This window comes from Halomonas sp. LMYGS-3 (assembly GCF_059509875.1).
The window spans coordinates 39,347-56,650 of record NZ_JCAKFQ010000029.1 but is presented as its reverse complement, the minus strand read 5'-3'; the positions used below and the strand labels follow the sequence as shown (position 1 = coordinate 56,650).

Annotated in this window: 13 protein-coding genes; 5 read left to right on the top strand and 8 right to left on the bottom strand. The window is 67.3% G+C overall.

Going from position 1 to position 17,304, the window contains the following annotated elements:
* Nucleotides 1-143: 143 nt before the first annotated feature.
* A complete protein-coding gene (locus tag AC5W54_RS19445; RefSeq protein WP_495963753.1) occupies nt 144-413 on the bottom strand; it encodes a hypothetical protein in 270 nt (89 codons plus the stop codon).
* 426 nt (nt 414-839) lie between these two features.
* Here AC5W54_RS19445 and AC5W54_RS19440 point away from each other — a divergent pair, with 426 nt between their 5' ends.
* Nucleotides 840-1,646 carry a helix-turn-helix transcriptional regulator gene (locus tag AC5W54_RS19440; RefSeq protein WP_495963755.1) on the top strand — a complete coding sequence of 269 codons (807 nt, stop codon included), beginning with the start codon at nt 840-842 and terminating at the stop codon, nt 1,644-1,646.
* A gap of 62 nt (nt 1,647-1,708) precedes the next feature.
* Here the strand turns inward: AC5W54_RS19440 and AC5W54_RS19435 are convergent, their stop codons facing one another.
* The 7 genes from AC5W54_RS19435 to gyrA all read right to left on the bottom strand — a co-directional run bounded on the left by AC5W54_RS19435 (nt 1,709) and on the right by gyrA (nt 12,504).
* Nucleotides 1,709-2,083: a histone-like nucleoid-structuring protein, MvaT/MvaU family gene (locus AC5W54_RS19435; protein ID WP_495963752.1), complete on the bottom strand. Its 375-nt coding sequence runs from the start codon at nt 2,081-2,083 to the stop codon at nt 1,709-1,711.
* A gap of 346 nt (nt 2,084-2,429) precedes the next feature.
* On the bottom strand, nt 2,430-4,106 hold the full coding sequence (rpsA, locus tag AC5W54_RS19430) for a 30S ribosomal protein S1 (protein ID WP_495963751.1): 1,677 nt from the start codon (nt 4,104-4,106) through the stop codon (nt 2,430-2,432).
* A gap of 182 nt (nt 4,107-4,288) precedes the next feature.
* Nucleotides 4,289-4,993, bottom strand: coding sequence for a (d)CMP kinase (cmk, locus tag AC5W54_RS19425; protein WP_495963750.1), 705 nt, complete (start codon nt 4,991-4,993; stop codon nt 4,289-4,291).
* Nucleotides 4,990-7,374 carry a bifunctional prephenate dehydrogenase/3-phosphoshikimate 1-carboxyvinyltransferase gene (locus tag AC5W54_RS19420; protein ID WP_495963749.1) on the bottom strand — a complete coding sequence of 795 codons (2,385 nt, stop codon included), beginning with the start codon at nt 7,372-7,374 and terminating at the stop codon, nt 4,990-4,992. The genes cmk and AC5W54_RS19420 overlap by 4 nt, the downstream gene beginning before the upstream one ends.
* A gap of 2 nt (nt 7,375-7,376) precedes the next feature.
* Nucleotides 7,377-8,468 carry a prephenate dehydratase gene (gene pheA, locus AC5W54_RS19415; RefSeq protein ID WP_495963748.1) on the bottom strand — a complete coding sequence of 364 codons (1,092 nt, stop codon included), beginning with the start codon at nt 8,466-8,468 and terminating at the stop codon, nt 7,377-7,379.
* Between the two features lie 194 nt (nt 8,469-8,662).
* A complete protein-coding gene (serC, locus tag AC5W54_RS19410) occupies nt 8,663-9,778 on the bottom strand; it encodes a 3-phosphoserine/phosphohydroxythreonine transaminase (protein WP_495963747.1) in 1,116 nt (371 codons plus the stop codon).
* Nucleotides 9,779-9,828: 50 nt separating this feature from the next.
* The gene (gyrA, locus tag AC5W54_RS19405) at nt 9,829-12,504 is read right to left on the bottom strand and encodes a DNA gyrase subunit A (RefSeq protein WP_495963746.1); all 2,676 of its coding nucleotides are present in this window, start codon (nt 12,502-12,504) and stop codon (nt 9,829-9,831) included.
* A 366-nt stretch (nt 12,505-12,870) separates the two neighbouring features.
* Between gyrA and AC5W54_RS19400 the strand changes: the two genes are divergently transcribed.
* The 4 genes from AC5W54_RS19400 to AC5W54_RS19385 all read left to right on the top strand — a co-directional run bounded on the left by AC5W54_RS19400 (nt 12,871) and on the right by AC5W54_RS19385 (nt 17,292).
* A complete protein-coding gene (locus AC5W54_RS19400; RefSeq protein WP_495963745.1) occupies nt 12,871-13,803 on the top strand; it encodes a recombination-associated protein RdgC in 933 nt (310 codons plus the stop codon).
* A 56-nt stretch (nt 13,804-13,859) separates the two neighbouring features.
* On the top strand, nt 13,860-15,032 hold the full coding sequence (locus tag AC5W54_RS19395) for a 1-acyl-sn-glycerol-3-phosphate acyltransferase (RefSeq protein WP_495963754.1): 1,173 nt from the start codon (nt 13,860-13,862) through the stop codon (nt 15,030-15,032).
* 274 nt (nt 15,033-15,306) lie between these two features.
* A complete protein-coding gene (locus tag AC5W54_RS19390) occupies nt 15,307-16,494 on the top strand; it encodes a cation diffusion facilitator family transporter (RefSeq protein WP_495963744.1) in 1,188 nt (395 codons plus the stop codon).
* 90 nt (nt 16,495-16,584) lie between these two features.
* Nucleotides 16,585-17,292: a transglutaminase-like cysteine peptidase gene (locus AC5W54_RS19385; protein WP_495963743.1), complete on the top strand. Its 708-nt coding sequence runs from the start codon at nt 16,585-16,587 to the stop codon at nt 17,290-17,292.
* The last annotated feature ends 12 nt before the right edge of the window (nt 17,293-17,304 follow it).

The following is a 17,304-nucleotide window of genomic DNA, read 5'->3' as shown; positions in this document are numbered from 1 at the left end:
GGCGGAGCCAGGCTCCAGCCTTCGCCAAATGCCTTCGCCAACGCCTCCTCATGTCCTCCAGATCCGCGGTACGCAGGCCTCGCGGCCGACCAGCCTCGGCCGCAACACCTTCCAGGCCGCCTCGCGTGGCCAGCGAACACGCATCAGGCGATGCGCCCGAGGTCCTTGAGGGTCTGCAGCAGGTGGCTGACGCTCTCGGCGGGCTGGGCGTACTCGCTCATCAGCGTCTTGAGGCGTTGCTCGAAGGCCTGTTGACGGGCTTCTTCGTCCTGCTGCTCCTGGGCTTCCAGGGAACGCACGGGCGGCCCGGTGGGGATGTCGAGCTTGCTGTCGGGACTTTCGAGTTCGCGCAGGGCTTCGGCGAAGGCGTCGTCGAGTTCGCGAAACTTGCGCAGTTTCTCGCGCTCGTCCATGGGTTTTCGAGAAGTCTGATGTTTCATTCGCTACCAGTGGTGTCAGGAGGTCGACGGGGAGGGAAAGCAAACAGGGTCGACGCTCACGCTTGATGTCCTACCCTGAGTATACCGCCAATGGTGCCCATGGCGAAGGGCATTCTCCGCTCGCCCCGGGCCAGCTCCGCCGCACCGGGCCGTCGTTCCCGTCGAGAATGTGCCCAATCGATCATTATCCGGCAAGCAACTTGCCTTTGCTCGGTCATGGCAAGCATAAAGGCCTAATATAAAGGAACGGGACAATCGAACCGGTCGTTTCCCCGCAGGAGGTGTTCGGAGCGAGGCGCCCCCGAGCGGTGATGAGCACGGATTACCCGTCGGCGGGACCGGCAAGAGAGGCCGTCTCGTGAATGTACAGCAAGGATGAGGCCAGGCAGTGTGAACGACATGATGCGAGCCGAGATCTGGCTTCAGGAGACCCTCGAGAGCCAGCTTGGTATCGAGGACCTTACCACGCGACTGGGCTACTCCTCCTCCCAGATCCGGCGCCGCTTTCGTCAGTGCTTCGGCATGTCACCCGGGGCCTATCGCGACATGCTGCGCCTCGAGAAGGCCGCCCGCTTGCTGGTGCACACCCCTTACGGCATCAAGCAGATCGCCGAGCAGAGCGGGTATCGCAACCACTCGGCGTTCAGCCGCGCCTTCCTGCGACGCTACCAGTGCTCGCCGCGGGACTTTCGGCGTCGGGAGCGGCTGCAACTCCGCCGCGCCACCGCCGCCACGGAGGAGAGCTTTCGCGTCGAGCTGCACCGAACGCCGCCCCGGGAGGCGGTCGTGGCCCGGCTCTACGAGCCGAGCACGGCGATCGACGACCCGGCCCGGTGGCAACGCCAGCTGGAGGTCAGCGAGGCGCTGCCCAGCCGCCTGGGCGAGACCACGCCCATCGCCATCCTCTACGACCAGCCCCTGGCCAGCGACCTGCCGCGCACCGATCTCGGCGTCCAGGTAGCGCACGGCACCACCAACGACCTGGCCCTGCCCCTGCCCTTCCGGGTGATCGACCTGCCCCCCAGGCGCTGTGCCTGCGTCGCCTTCGACGACATGACGCAGTTGCCTTCGGCGATACGCTTCCTGGTCGGCCGGGCACTGCCCGAACAGGGCGAGCACATCAGCGGCGAGCCGGCCCGGCTGGTGCGATCGGCATCGGGCCTGCAGCTGCAGCAACCCCTGCTGGCGCAGAGCGCGCGCCCTTGACGCCCTTTACGACAGCGCCGCCTCGAGGGCGGCGCTTGACGTGTCACGGGTGAAACGGAGGATCACTCCTCGACGCGCACCAACCAGGACTCGACGGTGTCGTTACCGTACTCGTCCTTCCACGCCTTGAGCGTCTTCTGGTTGCCACCGCGAGTCTCGACCACTTCGCCGGTATTGGGGTTCTTGTAGATCTTCAGCTTGCGCTTGCGACGGCCAGCGGCGGCGGCAGACTTCGGCGCGGCGGCAGCGGTGGTCTTGGGGTCGAGCAGCGCGATGACATCGGCGGCACTCTTGTCGAACTCACGCATCAGCGACTCGAGTTTTTCCTTGAACTCGAGCTCGGCCTTCAGACGCTTGTCGTTCTGCAGCTTCTCCATATTCTCCTGGAGTTTCTTGAGCTGCTGTTCCATCTGCATGTATTCGCTGAGCAGTGACATGAATAGTTCCTTCTTTCGGGTTTCAGGATGCGGGTGTGATTATGAACTGTCGATTGCCGGATGACAACAGTGTGGATATAGACTTGTTTCATTTCAAGCGCCAGGTTTTCCAGGGCGGAAAACATATTGGCAGACGCTTGCTAGAAGTTATACCCGGCTTACCATCAGGACAAACGTAATGCTGGCCTGGATAACCCGCCTCGATAACCGGCACCGATAACGGTATTGGCGAACCGGGCAAACAAGTTTCAAGTCGAAAAAAAAACGCCGCCCTTGCGGGCGGCGTCTTTCATGGCTGGCGAGAGAACCGGAAGCGGGCCGTGGCCGGCTTTCCCGTTCCCGTGGCTCAGTCCTGACCCATCTGCTGCTTGATGAGGTCGCCGATGGTGGTCGGGCCACCGCTCTCGGAACTTTCTTCGCGCAGCTTCTTGAGGTTCTGGCGGGTGTCGTCCTGCTCCTTGGCCTTGATGGAGAGGTTGATCGCGCGGTTCTTGCGATCGACACCGATGATGCGAGCCTCGACGCTGTCGCCTTCGCTCAGGACGTTACGGGCGTCCTCGACGCGGTCGGCGCTGATCTCGGAGGCCTTGAGCACGGCGACGACATCGGTCGCCAGCTCGACGTGGGCTTCCTTGGCATCGACCTCGACCACGCGGCCGGTGACGATGGAGCCCTTGTCGTTGACGGCCAGGAACTCGGCGACCGGGTCGGTATCGAGTTGCTTGATGCCCAGCGAGATGCGCTCACGCTCCGGATCGATGGAGAGGATCACGGCCTCGGCCTCGTCGCCCTTCTTGAAGCCGCGCACGGCCTCTTCGCCGGTCTCGGTCCAGGAGATGTCGGAGAGGTGCACCAGGCCGTCGATACCGCCTTCGAGGCCGATGAAGATGCCGAAGTCGGTGATCGACTTGATGGTACCGGAGACGCGGTCGCCCTTGTTGTACTCGGCGTTGAAGGTCTCCCAGGGGTTGGCGGTGCACTGCTTGATGCCCAGGGAGATACGACGACGCTCCTCGTCGATGTCGAGGATCATGACGTCGACGTCGTCACCGACCTGCACGACCTTGGACGGGTGGATGTTCTTGTTGGTCCAGTCCATCTCGGAGACGTGGACCAGGCCCTCGACACCCTCTTCCAGCTCGGCGAAGCAGCCGTAGTCGGTGAGGTTGGTGACGGTGGCATGCACCTTGGTGCCTTCCGGGTAGCGATCCTTGATGTTGACCCAGGGATCCTCGCCCAGCTGCTTCAGGCCCAGGGAGACGCGATTGCGCTCGCGGTCGAACTTCAGCACCTTGACGTTGATCTCGTCGCCGACGGCGACGATCTCGCTCGGATGCTTGATGCGCTTCCAGGCCATGTCGGTGATGTGCAGCAGGCCATCGACGCCACCGAGGTCGACGAAGGCGCCGTAGTCGGTGAGGTTCTTGACGATACCGGTGATCTGCTGGCCTTCCTGCAGGGTGGCGAGCAGGGCCTCACGCTCGGCGCTGTTCTCGGCCTCGAGCACGGCACGACGGGACACGACGACGTTGTTGCGCTTCGGGTCGAGCTTGATGACCTTGAAGTCGAGTTCCTTGTTCTCGAGGTGCGTGGTGTCGCGCACCGGACGCACGTCGACCAGCGAGCCCGGAAGGAAGGCACGGATGGAGTCGACGTCGACGGTGAAGCCGCCCTTGACCTTGCCGTTGATCACGCCCTTGACGATCTCGTCCTTCTCGAAGGCCGCTTCCAGGATCTTCCACGCTTCGGCACGCTTGGCCTTCTCGCGGGAGAGGCGGGTCTCGCCGAAACCGTCCTCGACGGCTTCCAGGGCGACGTGGACCTCGTCGCCGACGGCGATGTTGAGTTCGCCGTTGTCGTCGCGGAACTGCGCCGCGGGGATCTGACCTTCAGACTTCAGGCCGGCATTGACGGTGACCCAGTCACCATCGATGTCGACGACGGTAGCCGCGACGATGGCGCCCGGCTCCATGTTGATGTCCTGGAGAGATTGTTCAAACAGTTCAGCAAAGCTTTCGCTCATGATGTTCCTACGTGATCAACGTTGAGTACGGCGTTGCCGCCTTCTCCGCACCACCAGCGAGTGCGGGCCTTATTCACCATGCCTCCGGAGATGTTAACGCTGGTTCGACCTGGCCAGGCTCACGGAAAGTCGAAATGCCGGACCACGTCATCACATCCTGCCGAAGGCGCCGCAAGGGAGTGTCAGGTGTCGGTAGCCAAACCCCGTTCGGTCAGCAGTTCCGTCAGCCGATCCACCACTTCCGGTATCGTCAGGCGCGTGGTGTCAAGCGTGATGGCGTCATCGGCCGGCTTGAGCGGTGCCACGCTGCGCTGCATGTCGCGCGCATCGCGTGCCTGAATCTCCTTTAAAAGACTCGATAGACTAGCATTCACGCCGCTCTCCTGCAACTGGAGGTGGCGCCGCCGGGCGCGCTCCTCGGCACTGGCGGTGAGGAAGACCTTGAGCGGCGCATCGGTGAAGACCACGGTCCCCATGTCGCGGCCGTCGGCCACCAGGCCGGGCGCCTTCTGGAAGTCGCGCTGGCGCGTGAGCAGCGCCTGGCGCACGGCGGGCAGCGCGGCGACCTGGGAGGCCGCGTCGCCGATCTGCTCGGTGCGAATGGTGGTGGTGGCGTCACACCCTTCCAGCAGCACGGTGGTGGCATCGCCCTCGGCGCGAAACACCACGTCGAGCTCGCGCGCCACCTCGGCCAGGCCGGCCTCGTCGTCCAGGGGCACCTCGTGCTTGGCGGCGGCCAGGGCCGTGAGGCGATAGAGGGCCCCGGAGTCGAGCAGGTGCCAGCCGAGCCGCTCGGCGATCAACCGGCTGATGGTGCCCTTGCCGGCCCCGCCGGGGCCGTCGATGGCGATCACGGGGGCTGCGTGTTGACGCGGCGTCGTGCTCATGGCACCTCCTCGCCCACTTCCTCGACCGGGCGCATGCCGACCTTGCGCGCCAGCTCCAGGAAGCCGGGGAAGGAGGTGGCGACGTTGGCGCAGTCGTCGATGACGATCTCGCCGCCGGCGCGCAACGCGGCCACGGCGAAGGCCATGGCGATGCGGTGATCGCCCAGGCTGTCGATGCGACCGCCGCCGTAGCTCGGGCCCTTGGCCTTGCCGCTGCCGACGATATCGATGCCGTCCGGGTAGAGGGTGTTCTCGACACCCAGCACGGTGAGGCCGTCGGCCATGGCCTGCAGGCGGTCGGACTCCTTGACCCGCAGCTCATCGGCGCCGCGCAGCCGGGTCGTGCCCTCGGCGTTGGCGGCGGCGACGAACAGCGCCGGGAACTCGTCGATGGCCAGCGGCACCTGCTCGACGGGGATCTCGATGCCGTGGAGCGGCGCGTGGCGGATGTGCAGGTCGGCCACCGGCTCGCCGCCCACCTCGCGCTCGTTCTCGAGGCGCAGGTCGGCGCCCATCAGCGTGAGGATGTTGATCACCCCGATGCGGGTCGGGTTGATGCCGACGTGCTCGAGCACCAGGTCCGAGCCCGGGGTGATCGCCGCAGCGACCAGGAAGAAGGTGGCCGAGGAGATGTCGGAGGGCACGTCGATGGGCGCGCTGGTGAGCCTGCCGCCGCCGCTGAGCCAGCAGGTGTCGCCCTCGCGGCCGACGTCATAGCCGAAGCCGGCGAGCATGCGCTCGGTGTGGTCACGGGTCGGCGCCGGCTCGCGCACCCGGGTCTCGCCCTCGGCGTAGAGCCCGGCGAGCAGCAGGCAGGACTTCACCTGGGCGCTGGCCATGGGCATGTCGTAGGTGATGCCCTGCAGCTGGCGTCCGCCCTTGATCTTCAGCGGCGGCCGGCCACCCTCGGCGGTGTCGATCTCGGCGCCCATGAGGCGCAGCGGGTCGGCCACCCGCCCCATGGGGCGCTTGGTCAGGGAGGCGTCGCCGGTGAGCTCGGTGTCGAACGCCTGGCCCGCCAGCAAGCCGGCGAACAGGCGCATGGCGGTGCCGGCGTTGCCCACGTAGAGCGGCCCGGCGGGCGCCTGGAGGCCGTGCATGCCGACCCCGTGGATGGTCACGCGGCCCTGGTGGGGCCCCTCGATGGCCACGCCCATCTCGCGGAAGGCCTGGAGGGTGGCCAGGCTGTCCTCGCCCTCGAGGAAGCCCTTGACCTCGGTGACGCCCTCGGCCAGCGCCCCGAGCATGATCGAGCGATGGGAGATCGACTTGTCGCCGGGCACGCGGATGCGGCCGGTGACGCCGCCACCGGGGGCGACCCGGTAGCGCAGCTTGCCTTGTGCTTGCATCTGGTATTCCGCCTGATAGCTGGTCTGGTTGAGCAGGGATTCGAAATAGTGTCGCGCATGGCTGGCGCGGTCGAAGATCGCCAGCATGGCGTCGCCGTCGCCAGCCTCCACCGCGCGCCGCAGCCGGGCCACGCCGGCCTCGAAGTCGTCGAGCGAGGCGAGCACGGCGTCGCGGTTGGCGACGAAGATGTCGCGCCACATCACCGGGTCGCTGCCGGCGATGCGGGTGAAGTCGCGAAAGCCGCCGGCCGCGTAGCGGAAGATGTCGAGGCGCTCGTCCTGGCGCGCCAGGGTATCGACCAGCGAGAAGGCCAGCAGGTGAGGCAGGTGGCTGGTGCGGGCGAGCACCTGGTCGTGGCGCTCGACGCCCATCTCCAGCACCTCGGCGTCGCACGCCTCCCACAGCGCGCGCACCCGGGCGAGCGCCGCGGGGTCGGTGTCCGGCTCGGGGGTCAGGATCACCTTGTGGTGGGCATAGAGGCGCGGGTTGGCGGCGGCCACGCCGCTCTTCTCGGAGCCGGCGATGGGGTGGCCGAGCACCAGGTTGGCCGGCACGCGACCGAAGGCGTCGACCGCGCAGTCGCGGATGGTGGCCTTGGTGCTGCCCACGTCGGTGATCACCACGTCCGGCGCGGCGTGCCCGAGGCACCCGGCCAGCTCGCGCATCACGCCCGCCATGGCCAGCACCGGCACCGCCAGCACGATCAGCGAGGCGTCCTCGACCAGCGGTGCGAGCCGAGTGTCGCCGCGGTCGATCAGCCCCCTCTCGATGCCCAGCGCGATCTCGTCGGGATCGGGGTCGCAGGCGAGGATGGCCCCCCCCTCTTTTTCCGCCCCGAACCCGGCGGCGCGCTCTTTAGCCGCCCCGAACCCGGCGGCGCGCTCTTTAGCCGCCCCGAACCCGGCGGCGCGCTCTTTAGCCGCCCCGAACCCGGCGGCGCGCAGGGCCGCGGCCAGCGAGCCGCCGATCAGCCCCAGGCCGACGATCAGGATCCGCGACTCCTCGACCTGCCTGTGCGATGTCTGCCCCATGCCTAGAGCACGCCCACCGGGTAGGAGCCGAGCACCTTGAGCTCGGCGGCACGCAGCTGGACTTCCTCCAGCACCGCGGCGACCCGGGGCTCCTCGCGGTGCCCCTTGAAGTCGATGAAGAAGACGTAGTTCCACACCCCGGTACGCGACGGCCGGGTCTCCAGGCGCGTCAGGTCGATCTGGTGGCGGTGGAAGGGCTCGAGCAGGTCGTGCAGGGCACCGGGCTGGTTGCGCATGGCGACGACGATGGAGGTCTTGTCCTCGCCGGACATGGGCACGTCCTGGTAGCCGATGATCAAGAAGCGCGTGGAGTTGTCCGGGCTATCCTCGATCTTCTCGGCAAGCCGGGTCAGGCCGTAGAGCTTGGCGGCCATGTCGCCGGCGATGGCCGCGCTGTGCCACTCGGTCTTGACCAGGCGCGCGGCCTCGGCATTGGACGACACCGGCACCCGCTCGGCGTGGGGGAAGTGGGCGTCGAGCCACTTGCGGCACTGGGCGAAGGACTGCGGATGCGAGTAGATCCGCGAGACCTTGTCCTGGCGGGTGGTCTCGGCCACCAGCAGGTGCTGGTGAATGCGCAGCACCACCTCGCCGCAGATACGCATCGAGGAGTCCATGAAGGAGTCGAGGGTGTGGTTGACCACCCCCTCGGTGGAGTTCTCGACCGGCACCACGCCGTAGTTGACGGCACCGGCCTCGACCTCGCGGAACACCTCGTCGATGGCGGCCATCGGCATGCTCGTCGCGCTCTCGCCGAAATGCTTGAGGGCGGCCTGCTGGGTGAAGGTGCCCTCGGGGCCGAGATAGGCCACCTTGATCGGTTGCTCCAGCGCCAGGCAGGCGGACATGATCTCGCGGAACAGCCGGGCCATCTCCTCGCTGTCGAGCGGCCCCTTGTTCAGCGCCATGATCCGGCGCAATACCTGGGCCTCGCGCTCGGGACGGTAGAAGACCGCCTGGGGATCCTCGGCGGTCTTGATCTCGGCGACCCGCTGGGCGCAGGTCGCACGCTCGCTAATCAGGCGCAGGATATCGCCGTCCAGCTCGTCGATGCGCTGCCTCAGCGCCTCGAGATCCTTGGGGGTGTCGGTCATGCGTTGTCCCCTGGTCTAAGGTCTAATGGGGGACAGACCCCCATTTCTCTCTATGTCGGCGACATGGCCCCTATGGGGTCAGACCCCGGCCAAATCGCCATGCCTGTCATCGTGCACCTTACTCCAGCCAAACCGGCATCCGCCGGGGTCTGACCCCATAGGGACCGCCAGCGCTGGCTGAGCGCTCGGCGCTTCTACCCCCGCCGCTGCTCGAAATCTGCCATGAACTCGATCAGGGCGTCCACGGCGGCCTCGGGCACGGCGTTGTAGAGGCTGGCACGCATGCCGCCGACGCTGCGGTGGCCCTTGAGGTTGAGCAGCCCGGCCGCCTCGGCCTCGGCCAGGAACGGCTTGTCGAGGCGCTCGTCGGCGAGCACGAAGGGCACGTTCATCCGCGAGCGGTTGCGCAGCACGATCGGGTTGGCGTAGAGCTCGCTGCCGTCGATGGCCGCGTAGAGCTTCTCGGCCTTGCGGGCGTTGATGGCGTCCATCGCGGCCAGGCCGCCGATGTCCTCCTTGAGCCACTGGAACACCAGGCCGGCCAGGTACCAGCTGTAGGTGGCCGGGGTGTTGATCATCGAGCCGGCATCGCTCAGCGCCTTGTAGCCGAACAGTGACGGCATGTCATGGCGGGCGCGGTCGAGCAGGTCGTCGCGCACGATCACCACCACCAGGCCGGCGGGGCCGATGTTCTTCTGGGCGCCGGCGTAGATGACGCCGAACTTCGACACGTCCAGCGGCCCCGAGAGAATACTGGAGGACATGTCGCAGACCAGCGGCACCTCGGTGCCATCGGCACGGCGCAGCTCGCCCTCGGCACCCGGCACATAGTCGAACTCCAGCCCGCCGATGGTCTCGTTGGCGGTGTAGTGCAGGTAGCCGGCGTCATCCGAGAGGGCGATGTCCGACGGTCGCGGCACGGCGCTGTGGCCGTTCCCCTCGCTGCTGGCGGCGACATGGGCGGTGCCGAACAGGTGGCGCGCCTCGGCCATGGCCTTGTTGCCCCAGATGCCGGTGTGGAGGAAGTTGGCCGTGCCGCCGCCACCCAGCAGGTTGTAGGGCACCGCGGCGAACTGCAGGGTGGCCCCGCCCTGGGTGAAGAGCACCTTGTAGTTCCCGGGGATGGCCAGCAGCTCGCGCAGGTCGGCCTCGGCCTGCTCGGCGATGGCGACGTACTCCGCGGCGCGGTGGCTCATCTCCATCACCGAGAGCCCGCGGCCCCGGTAGTCGAGCAGCTCCTCTCGAGCCCGTTCCAGCACCGTGGTGGGCAGCGCGGCCGGGCCGGCGCAGAAGTTGTAGTGGCGTGTCATCGGCGTCTAATGGGGGACAGACCCCCATTTCCTTTTCCAGTTATCTAGAATCAAGCCTCTGTCGACGGCGGGAAATGGGGGTCTGTCCCCAATTCCTCGGGGTCTGTCCCCAATTCCTCCGGCTCGTCGACGCGCACCGTCTTGACCAGCTTCTCGTCGTTGCCCAGGCGGATCAGCATCACGCCCTGGGTGTTGCGCGAGGTGATCGAGACCTCGTCGACCCGGGTGCGCACCAGGGTGCCGCGGTCGGTGATCAGCATCATCTCGTCGCTGGCGTAGACCTGCATGGCGGCGACGAGGGAGCCGTTGCGGTCGCTGGTCTGCATCGCGATGACACCCTGCCCGCCGCGGCCGCGCAGCGGGAACTCCTCGAGGCGGGTACGCTTGCCGTAGCCGTTCTCGCTGGCGGTGAGGATGTAGATCTGGCCGCCGTTGCCGTTCTCGATGACCACACCGTTCTCGTCCTCGCTCTCGATGTCGGCCTCGGCGTCGATCTGCTGGCTCTGGGGGATGATCAGGCTGATCACCTCGGCGCCACCGAGCAGGCGCATGCCGCGCACGCCGCGGGCGGTACGGCCCATGGCCCGCACGTTGCCCTCCTCGAAGCGGATCGCCTTGCCGTTGGACGAGAGCAGCATGGCGTGATCACTGCCGGAGGTGATGGCCGCCCCCACCAGGCGGTCGCCCTCCTCCAGGTCGATGGCGATCAGGCCGACGCTGCGCGGCCGCGAGAACTGGTCGAGGCTGGTGCGCTTGACGGTGCCCTTGGCGGTGGCGAAGAAGATGTAGCTGTCCTGGCGATACTCGCGCACCGGCAGGATGGCGTTGATCGCCTCGCCCTCGTCGAGCGGCAACAGGTTGACCAGCGGCTTGCCGCGGGAGCCACGGCTGGCGTTGGGCATTTCGTAGACCTTGAGCCAGTACACCTTGCCCCGGTTGGAGAACAGCAGCACGGTATCGTGGGTCGAGGCCACCAGCAGGTGCTCGATGACGTCCTCGTCCTTCATGGCGGTGGCCGACTTGCCGCGGCCGCCGCGGCGCTGGGCCTGGTAGTCGGAGAGCGGCTGGGTCTTGGCGTAGCCGGAGCGGGACACGGTGACCACCATGTCCTCCTCGGCGATCAGGTCCTCGAGACGCAGGTCGAGGTGGCTGGCCTGGATCTCGGTGCGGCGCGGGTCACCGAACTGGTCACGCACGCCGATCAGCTCCTCGCGGATCACCTCGAGCAGGCGCTCGGCGGAGGCCAGGATGGCGGAGAGCTCGGCGATCTTCTCGAGGATGGAGAGGTACTCGTCGAGCAGCTTCTCGGTCTCGAGCCCGGTCAGGCGGTGCAGGCGCAGCTCGAGGATGGCCTGGGCCTGGGCCGGCGAGAGGCGGTACTCGGTACCGGCCTGGTTGAGGCCGAAGCCCTCCTCCAGGTCCTCGGGCTTGCAGGAGGTGGCGCCGGCGCGCTCGAGCATGGCGGTGACCTGCCCCGGCGGCCAGGTCTTGGCCAGCAGCTTCTCCTTGGCCTCGCTGGCGTTCGGCGAGGCCTTGATCAGTTCGATCACCTCGTCGATGTTGGAGATCGCCACGGCCAGGCCTTCGAGGATGTGGCCGCGCTCGCGGGCCTTCTTGAGCTCGAACAGGGTGCGGCGGGTGACCACTTCGCGGCGGTGGCGAATGAAGGCCTCGAGCACCTCCTTGAGGTTGAGGATCTTCGGCTGCCCGTCCTCGATGGCGACCATGTTGATGCCGAAGACGTTCTGCAGCTGGGTCTGGGCGAAGAGGTTGTTGACCACCACCTCGCCGCTCTCGCCGCGCTTGACCTCGATCACCACGCGCAGGCCTTCCTTGTCGGATTCGTCGCGCAGCTCGGCGATGCCGTCGATCTTCTTGTCCTTGACCAGCTCGGCGATCTTTTCGATCAGCCGCGCCTTGTTCACCTGATAGGGCAGCTCGTGGACGATGATATGGTCGCGGCCGGTCTTCTCGTCGTGCTCGATGGTGTGCTGGGCCCGCACATAGACCCGCCCCCGCCCGGTGCGGTAGGCCTCGAGGATCCCGGCGCGGCCGTTGATGATGCCGCCGGTGGGGAAATCGGGCCCGGGGATGTACTCCATCAGGTCGTCGACGGAGAGGGTGTAGTCGTCGATCAGCGCCAGGCAGCCGTTGATCACCTCGACCATGTTGTGGGGCGGGATGTTGGTCGCCATGCCCACGGCGATGCCCGAGGAGCCGTTGATCAGCAGGTTGGGCACCTTGGTCGGCAGCACGTCGGGGATGCGTTCGGTGCCGTCGTAGTTGTCGACCCAGTCGACGGTGTCCTTCTCGAGGTCGGCGAGCAGCTCGTGGGCGAGCCGGGCCATGCGCACCTCGGTGTAACGCATGGCGGCGGCGTTGTCGCCGTCGATGGAGCCGAAGTTGCCCTGGCCGTCGACCAGCACGTGGCGCATGGAGAAGTCCTGGGCCATGCGCACGATGGTGTCGTAGACGGCGCTGTCACCATGGGGGTGATACTTACCGATGACATCGCCCACCACGCGCGCCGACTTCTTGTAGGCCTTGTTCCAATCGTTGCCGAGCTCGTGCATGGCGAACAGCACGCGCCGGTGTACGGGCTTGAGGCCGTCGCGCACATCGGGCAACGCCCGGCCGATGATCACGCTCATCGCGTAATCGAGGTACGACTGCTTGAGCTCGTCCTCGATGTTGACTGGCAGAATCTCTCTGGCGATGTCACCCATGGGTCGTCGAATCCTTTGCACTGCAACGGGTTGGCGCCCGCACCCGCCTCGGCGGAGGGCACCACAACAGCCTCACATCATACCACCGTGGACCGCGCAAAGGCAGCGCCTCACTCGCCGCGATGGGCCAGGCGCATCAGGTAGAAGGCGCCGGCACCGAGCGCGCCAGGCGGGAGGGTCTCGAAGGCTCGCCGCCGAGCAAAGTTAACTTAAGGGTCAGACCCCTAAGCAAAATTAAGGGTCTGACCCTTAAGTGAACCTGGCCTGCGAACGAGCGTTTGCTCGAATAACGCAAGCCACAACGCCACTGGCACCCCCGCTCCCCCTTGTCCATAATGTGCCTCCTTTTCGCTCGAGAAATGCTTCATGTGGTTCAAGCACTTGCACCTGTATCGTCTGCACGGCGCGCCGGCGCTCGACGCGGCCGCCCTGGAAACCGCCCTGTCCGAACAGGCGTTTCGCCCCCTGGGCGGCAACGAGCCACGCCGCCTGGGCTGGTGTGCCCCGGCCGGCCGCGCCGGCACCCAGCTGCTCCACGAGTTGCAGGGCCAGCGCCTGATCACCGCCCTGCGCCAGGAACGCCTGCTGCCCGCCTCGGTGGTGCGCGAGGAGGTCGAGGAGCGTAGCGCCGACCTCGAGGCCCGCGAGGGGCGCAAGCTGCGCCGCCAGGAGAAGCTCGGCATCAAGGAGCAGGTCTACGAGGAGCTGCTGCCGCGGGCCTTCGTGCGCACCCAGAAGGTCGACCTGTGGTGGGACGTGCGCCGCGGCCTGATCGGGGTGAACACGAGCTCACGCAAGCGCGCCGAGGAGGTGCTGGACCTGCTGCGCGAGACCCTGGGCAGCCTCAAGGTCACCCCGCTGGCCAGCCAGACCCTGCCGATGCGGGCGATGACCGGCTGGCTGGTCGACCCCGGCGAGCGGCCGGCGGACATGGCGCTGGGCGACCAGGTGGAGCTCAAGGCCAAGGGCGACGACGGCGTGCTGCGCGCCCGCCAGGTCGACCTCGACAGCGACGAGATCCAGCAACTGCTGGCCAGCGGCCGCCAGGCGAGCAAGCTGGCGCTGGAGATCGAGGGCCGGTTAAGCTTCGTGCTGCATGACGACCTCGCCCTCAAGTCGCTGCGCTTCGGCGATGCGCTGATCGACGAGGCCGGCAACAGCGACGACGGCGACGATGCCCTGGTGCGTCTCGAGACCGATTTCCTGCTGATGGCGCAGGCGCTGGGCGAGAACATCGACCGCCTGGTCGACTGGCTGGGCGGCGAGGCCGGCGCATCGCGCGACCAGAACGTTGCATGAACGCTTCCGGCGACAAGACAACCGACAATGTTCCCGACAACCATCATCACAAGCGCATGAGCGAACCCCGAACCGACGAGCCGCAGGCCGATCCGTGGGCCGACATTCGCCCCTACCACGACGACGAGGTCGCCGAGGTACTGGCGCGCCTGGCGCACGACCCCGAGCTGCTCGACGCCCTGACCCGCTTTCGGCTGCCACGGCTGTCGCGCGTCATGCCGCGGCTGTCACGCACCCTGGCCAGCATCGTGATTCGCCGCGAGGTACGCGGCGTGGCCAGCGTGCGCGACTTCCAGATGCGCATCGCCGCCTACATGCAGCGCATGATCCGCACCACCACCGACGACTTCCGGGTCGACGGGCTGGAGGCGCTCGACGATGGCAGCGCCTACCTGTTCATCGGCAACCACCGCGACATCTCGCTCGACCCGGCCTTCGTCAACTACGCGCTGTACCTCGCCGGACGCGACACGGTACGCATCGCCATCGGCGACAACCTGCTCAAGAAGCCCTACGTCACCGACCTGATGCGGCTCAACAAGAGCTTCATCGTGCCGCGCAGCGCCCGCGGCAAGCGCGCCATGCTGGCGGCGTACAACAACCTTTCCGCCTATATCCGCCACTCCATCCTCGAGGACAACCACTCGATCTGGATGGCCCAGCGCGAGGGCCGCGCCAAGGACGGGATCGACCGTACCGACCCGGCGATCGTCAAGATGATGACCATGGCGCGACGCTCGCAGGATCGCGACCTGCCGATCGGCGAGGCGATCCGCGAGTTGCGCCTGGTGCCGGTGTCGATCAGCTACGAGTACGACCCCTGTGACGTCCAGAAGGCCAGGGAACTGCATGCGGTGCATTCCAGCGGCAACTACAAGAAGACCGAGTTCGAGGACATCATGTCGATCGTGGCCGGCATCACCGGCCACAAGGGCCGTGTCCACCTGCGCTTCGGTACGCCGCTGACGGCGGACTTCGACAGCGCCGACGAGGTGGCCGCCGAGATCGACCGCCAGGTGCTGGAGGGCTACCACCTCTTCCCCAGCCACTACCTGGCCCTCGAGACGCTGGGCGACGCCCCGGAACTGCTCGACCTCTCGGAAGTCACCGACGCCGACCGGGCGACCTTCCGGGCCCGGCTGCAGGAGGTGCCCGCCGAGCTGCGCGAGTGGTGGCTGGCCCAGTACGCCAACCCGGTGCGCAACCGGGCGGGCAGGATCGACGGCTAGCCGACACCCCCCTGTGGGAGCTTGGCTGCACAGGGGGTAGATGCCCGCCCCGGTAGAGGAGCTTGGCTCTACAGGGGGTAGATTCCCCGCCTGTGGGAGCTTGGCTCCGCCGAGCGATTGGCGCCGCAGGCGCCTTGGCGGTGCCGCCAGCGTGGCCGACAACCGCCCAGCGCCGCTACGCGCCGCATCGCCCCGCAAAGCGTGGCTCCCACAGGGTGGTAGATGCCTGGCTCGGCCGCTGCCGATCTCCCTTATCAACCGGATGATGACCACCATGGGCCATTCCCACATGCATCCCCACCCTCTGCCGCCCGATCGCGGCGCCCAGACCCGCGAAGCCCACAAGGTCACCCTGATCGGGGCGCTGGTCGACCTGGTGGTCGGAGTGGCCAAGATGGTCACCGGCTTCATCGTCGGCTCCGCGGCCCTGGTGGCCGATGGCATCCACTCCTTCTCGGACATCCTCACCGACGTCTTCGTGATCGCGGCGACCCACTTCGGCCGCCAGGAACCCGACAGCAACCATCCCTACGGCCACGGGCGCATCGAGACCCTGGCTACCCTGTGGCTGGGCAGCGTGCTGATCTTCGTTGCCGGCGGCATCGCCTGGGCCAGCCTGACCCGGCTGATCACCGGCGAGCCGATCCCCGCCCCCGGCCACTGGGCCATCGGCATCGCGGTGCTCGCGCTGGCCGCCAAGGAGTGGATCTTCCGTTACACCCTGCGCGTGGCCAAGCAGGTCAACTCCCGGTTGCTCGAGGCCAACGCCTGGCACTCCCGCTCGGACGCCCTCTCCACCGTGGTGGTGCTGATCGGCCTGGTCGCGGCCCAGTTCGGCGCCGGCTGGATGGACGCCCTGGCGGCGGTCGTGGTCGGGGTGATGGTCGGCCAGGTCGGCGGCCGGTTGCTGTGGGAGTCCAGCCAGGAGCTGATCGATACCGCCCTGCCCGCGGAGGAGCGCGACCGCATGCAGCAGGTCGCCGAGCGGGTCCCGGGGGTCAAGGGTGTGCACGACCTGCGCACCCGCACCCTCGGCAGCCAGGCACTGCTCGACCTGCATATCGTGGTGCCGCCGCGGGTCACGGTCTCCGAGGCCCACGAGATCGGCAACGCGGTCAGCCGTCGCCTGCGCGAGGCCTTCCCCACCCTCACCGACGTGACCTTCCACATCGACCCGGAGGACGATTCCGGCGAAACCGAGCACAGCCTGCGCCCCGGCATGCCGCTGCGCGGCGATGTCGAGGGGATGCTCGACGACATCTGGGGCGATCTTCGCGTCTGGAATGCCCGGGTCGCCCTCGACCTGCACTACCTGGACAACCAGGTGGACGTGTCGATCTACGTCAACGAACTGCCGAGCGGCCAGAGCCTCGACGAGGCGGCCGACGAGCTGCGGCTGGCCGCGCACGGTCTCGCCTGGGTCGGCCGGCTGCGGGTCTGGAAGGGACCGGGCAAGGGTTGAGCTTCGTTGGTATCAAGCTTCCCCTATCTCTCGCATTAGAGAAGCCATACCCCTAAACTTGAGCGATCGCTCATCCAGCCACGAGTCACGATGCCCGAGCCTCGCCACCGGACCCTCGCCTCGCCTGGTCGCCGCCGCTTTCTGGCCGGCCTGGGCAGCCTGGTGCTGGCCGCCGGCCTGGGGCTGCGCGCACCGGGCGTCGGTGCCAACCTGGATCCACCCCGGCTACGCGAGACCATGCGGCGCCTCTACGGCCAGCGTGGGCTGGCCGTGCTCGAGGAGTGGTTCGCGCTGCTCGATCGGCTCGGCGGGGCGGAACTCCGTACCCAGCTCCGCGAGGTCAACGACTTCTTCAACCGCCGCGTGCTCTGGGTCGACGATATCGACAACTGGGGGCACGAGGACTTCTGGGCGACGCCGCTGGAGACCATGGGCCAGGGCAAGGGCGACTGCGAGGACTACTCCATCGCCAAGTACGTGACCCTCAAGCAGCTCGGCGTGCCCGGCGCACAGCTGCGCATGATCTATGTCCGGGCGCGTATCGGTCGCAGCCGGATCACCCAGGCTCACATGGTGCTGGGCTACTACGAGACGCCTGCCGCCGAACCGCTGGTGCTCGACAACCTGGTGCCATCGATCACCCCGGCCTCGCAGCGTACCGACCTCGATCCCCTGTTCAGCTTCAACAGCAGCGGACTCTGGGCCGGTGGCTCCACCGAGTCGCGGGCCGACCCGCTGGCGCGGCTGTCACGCTGGCGCAACGTGATCGACCGCATGAAGCAGCAGGGATTCATCTGATTCGGGTCTTGA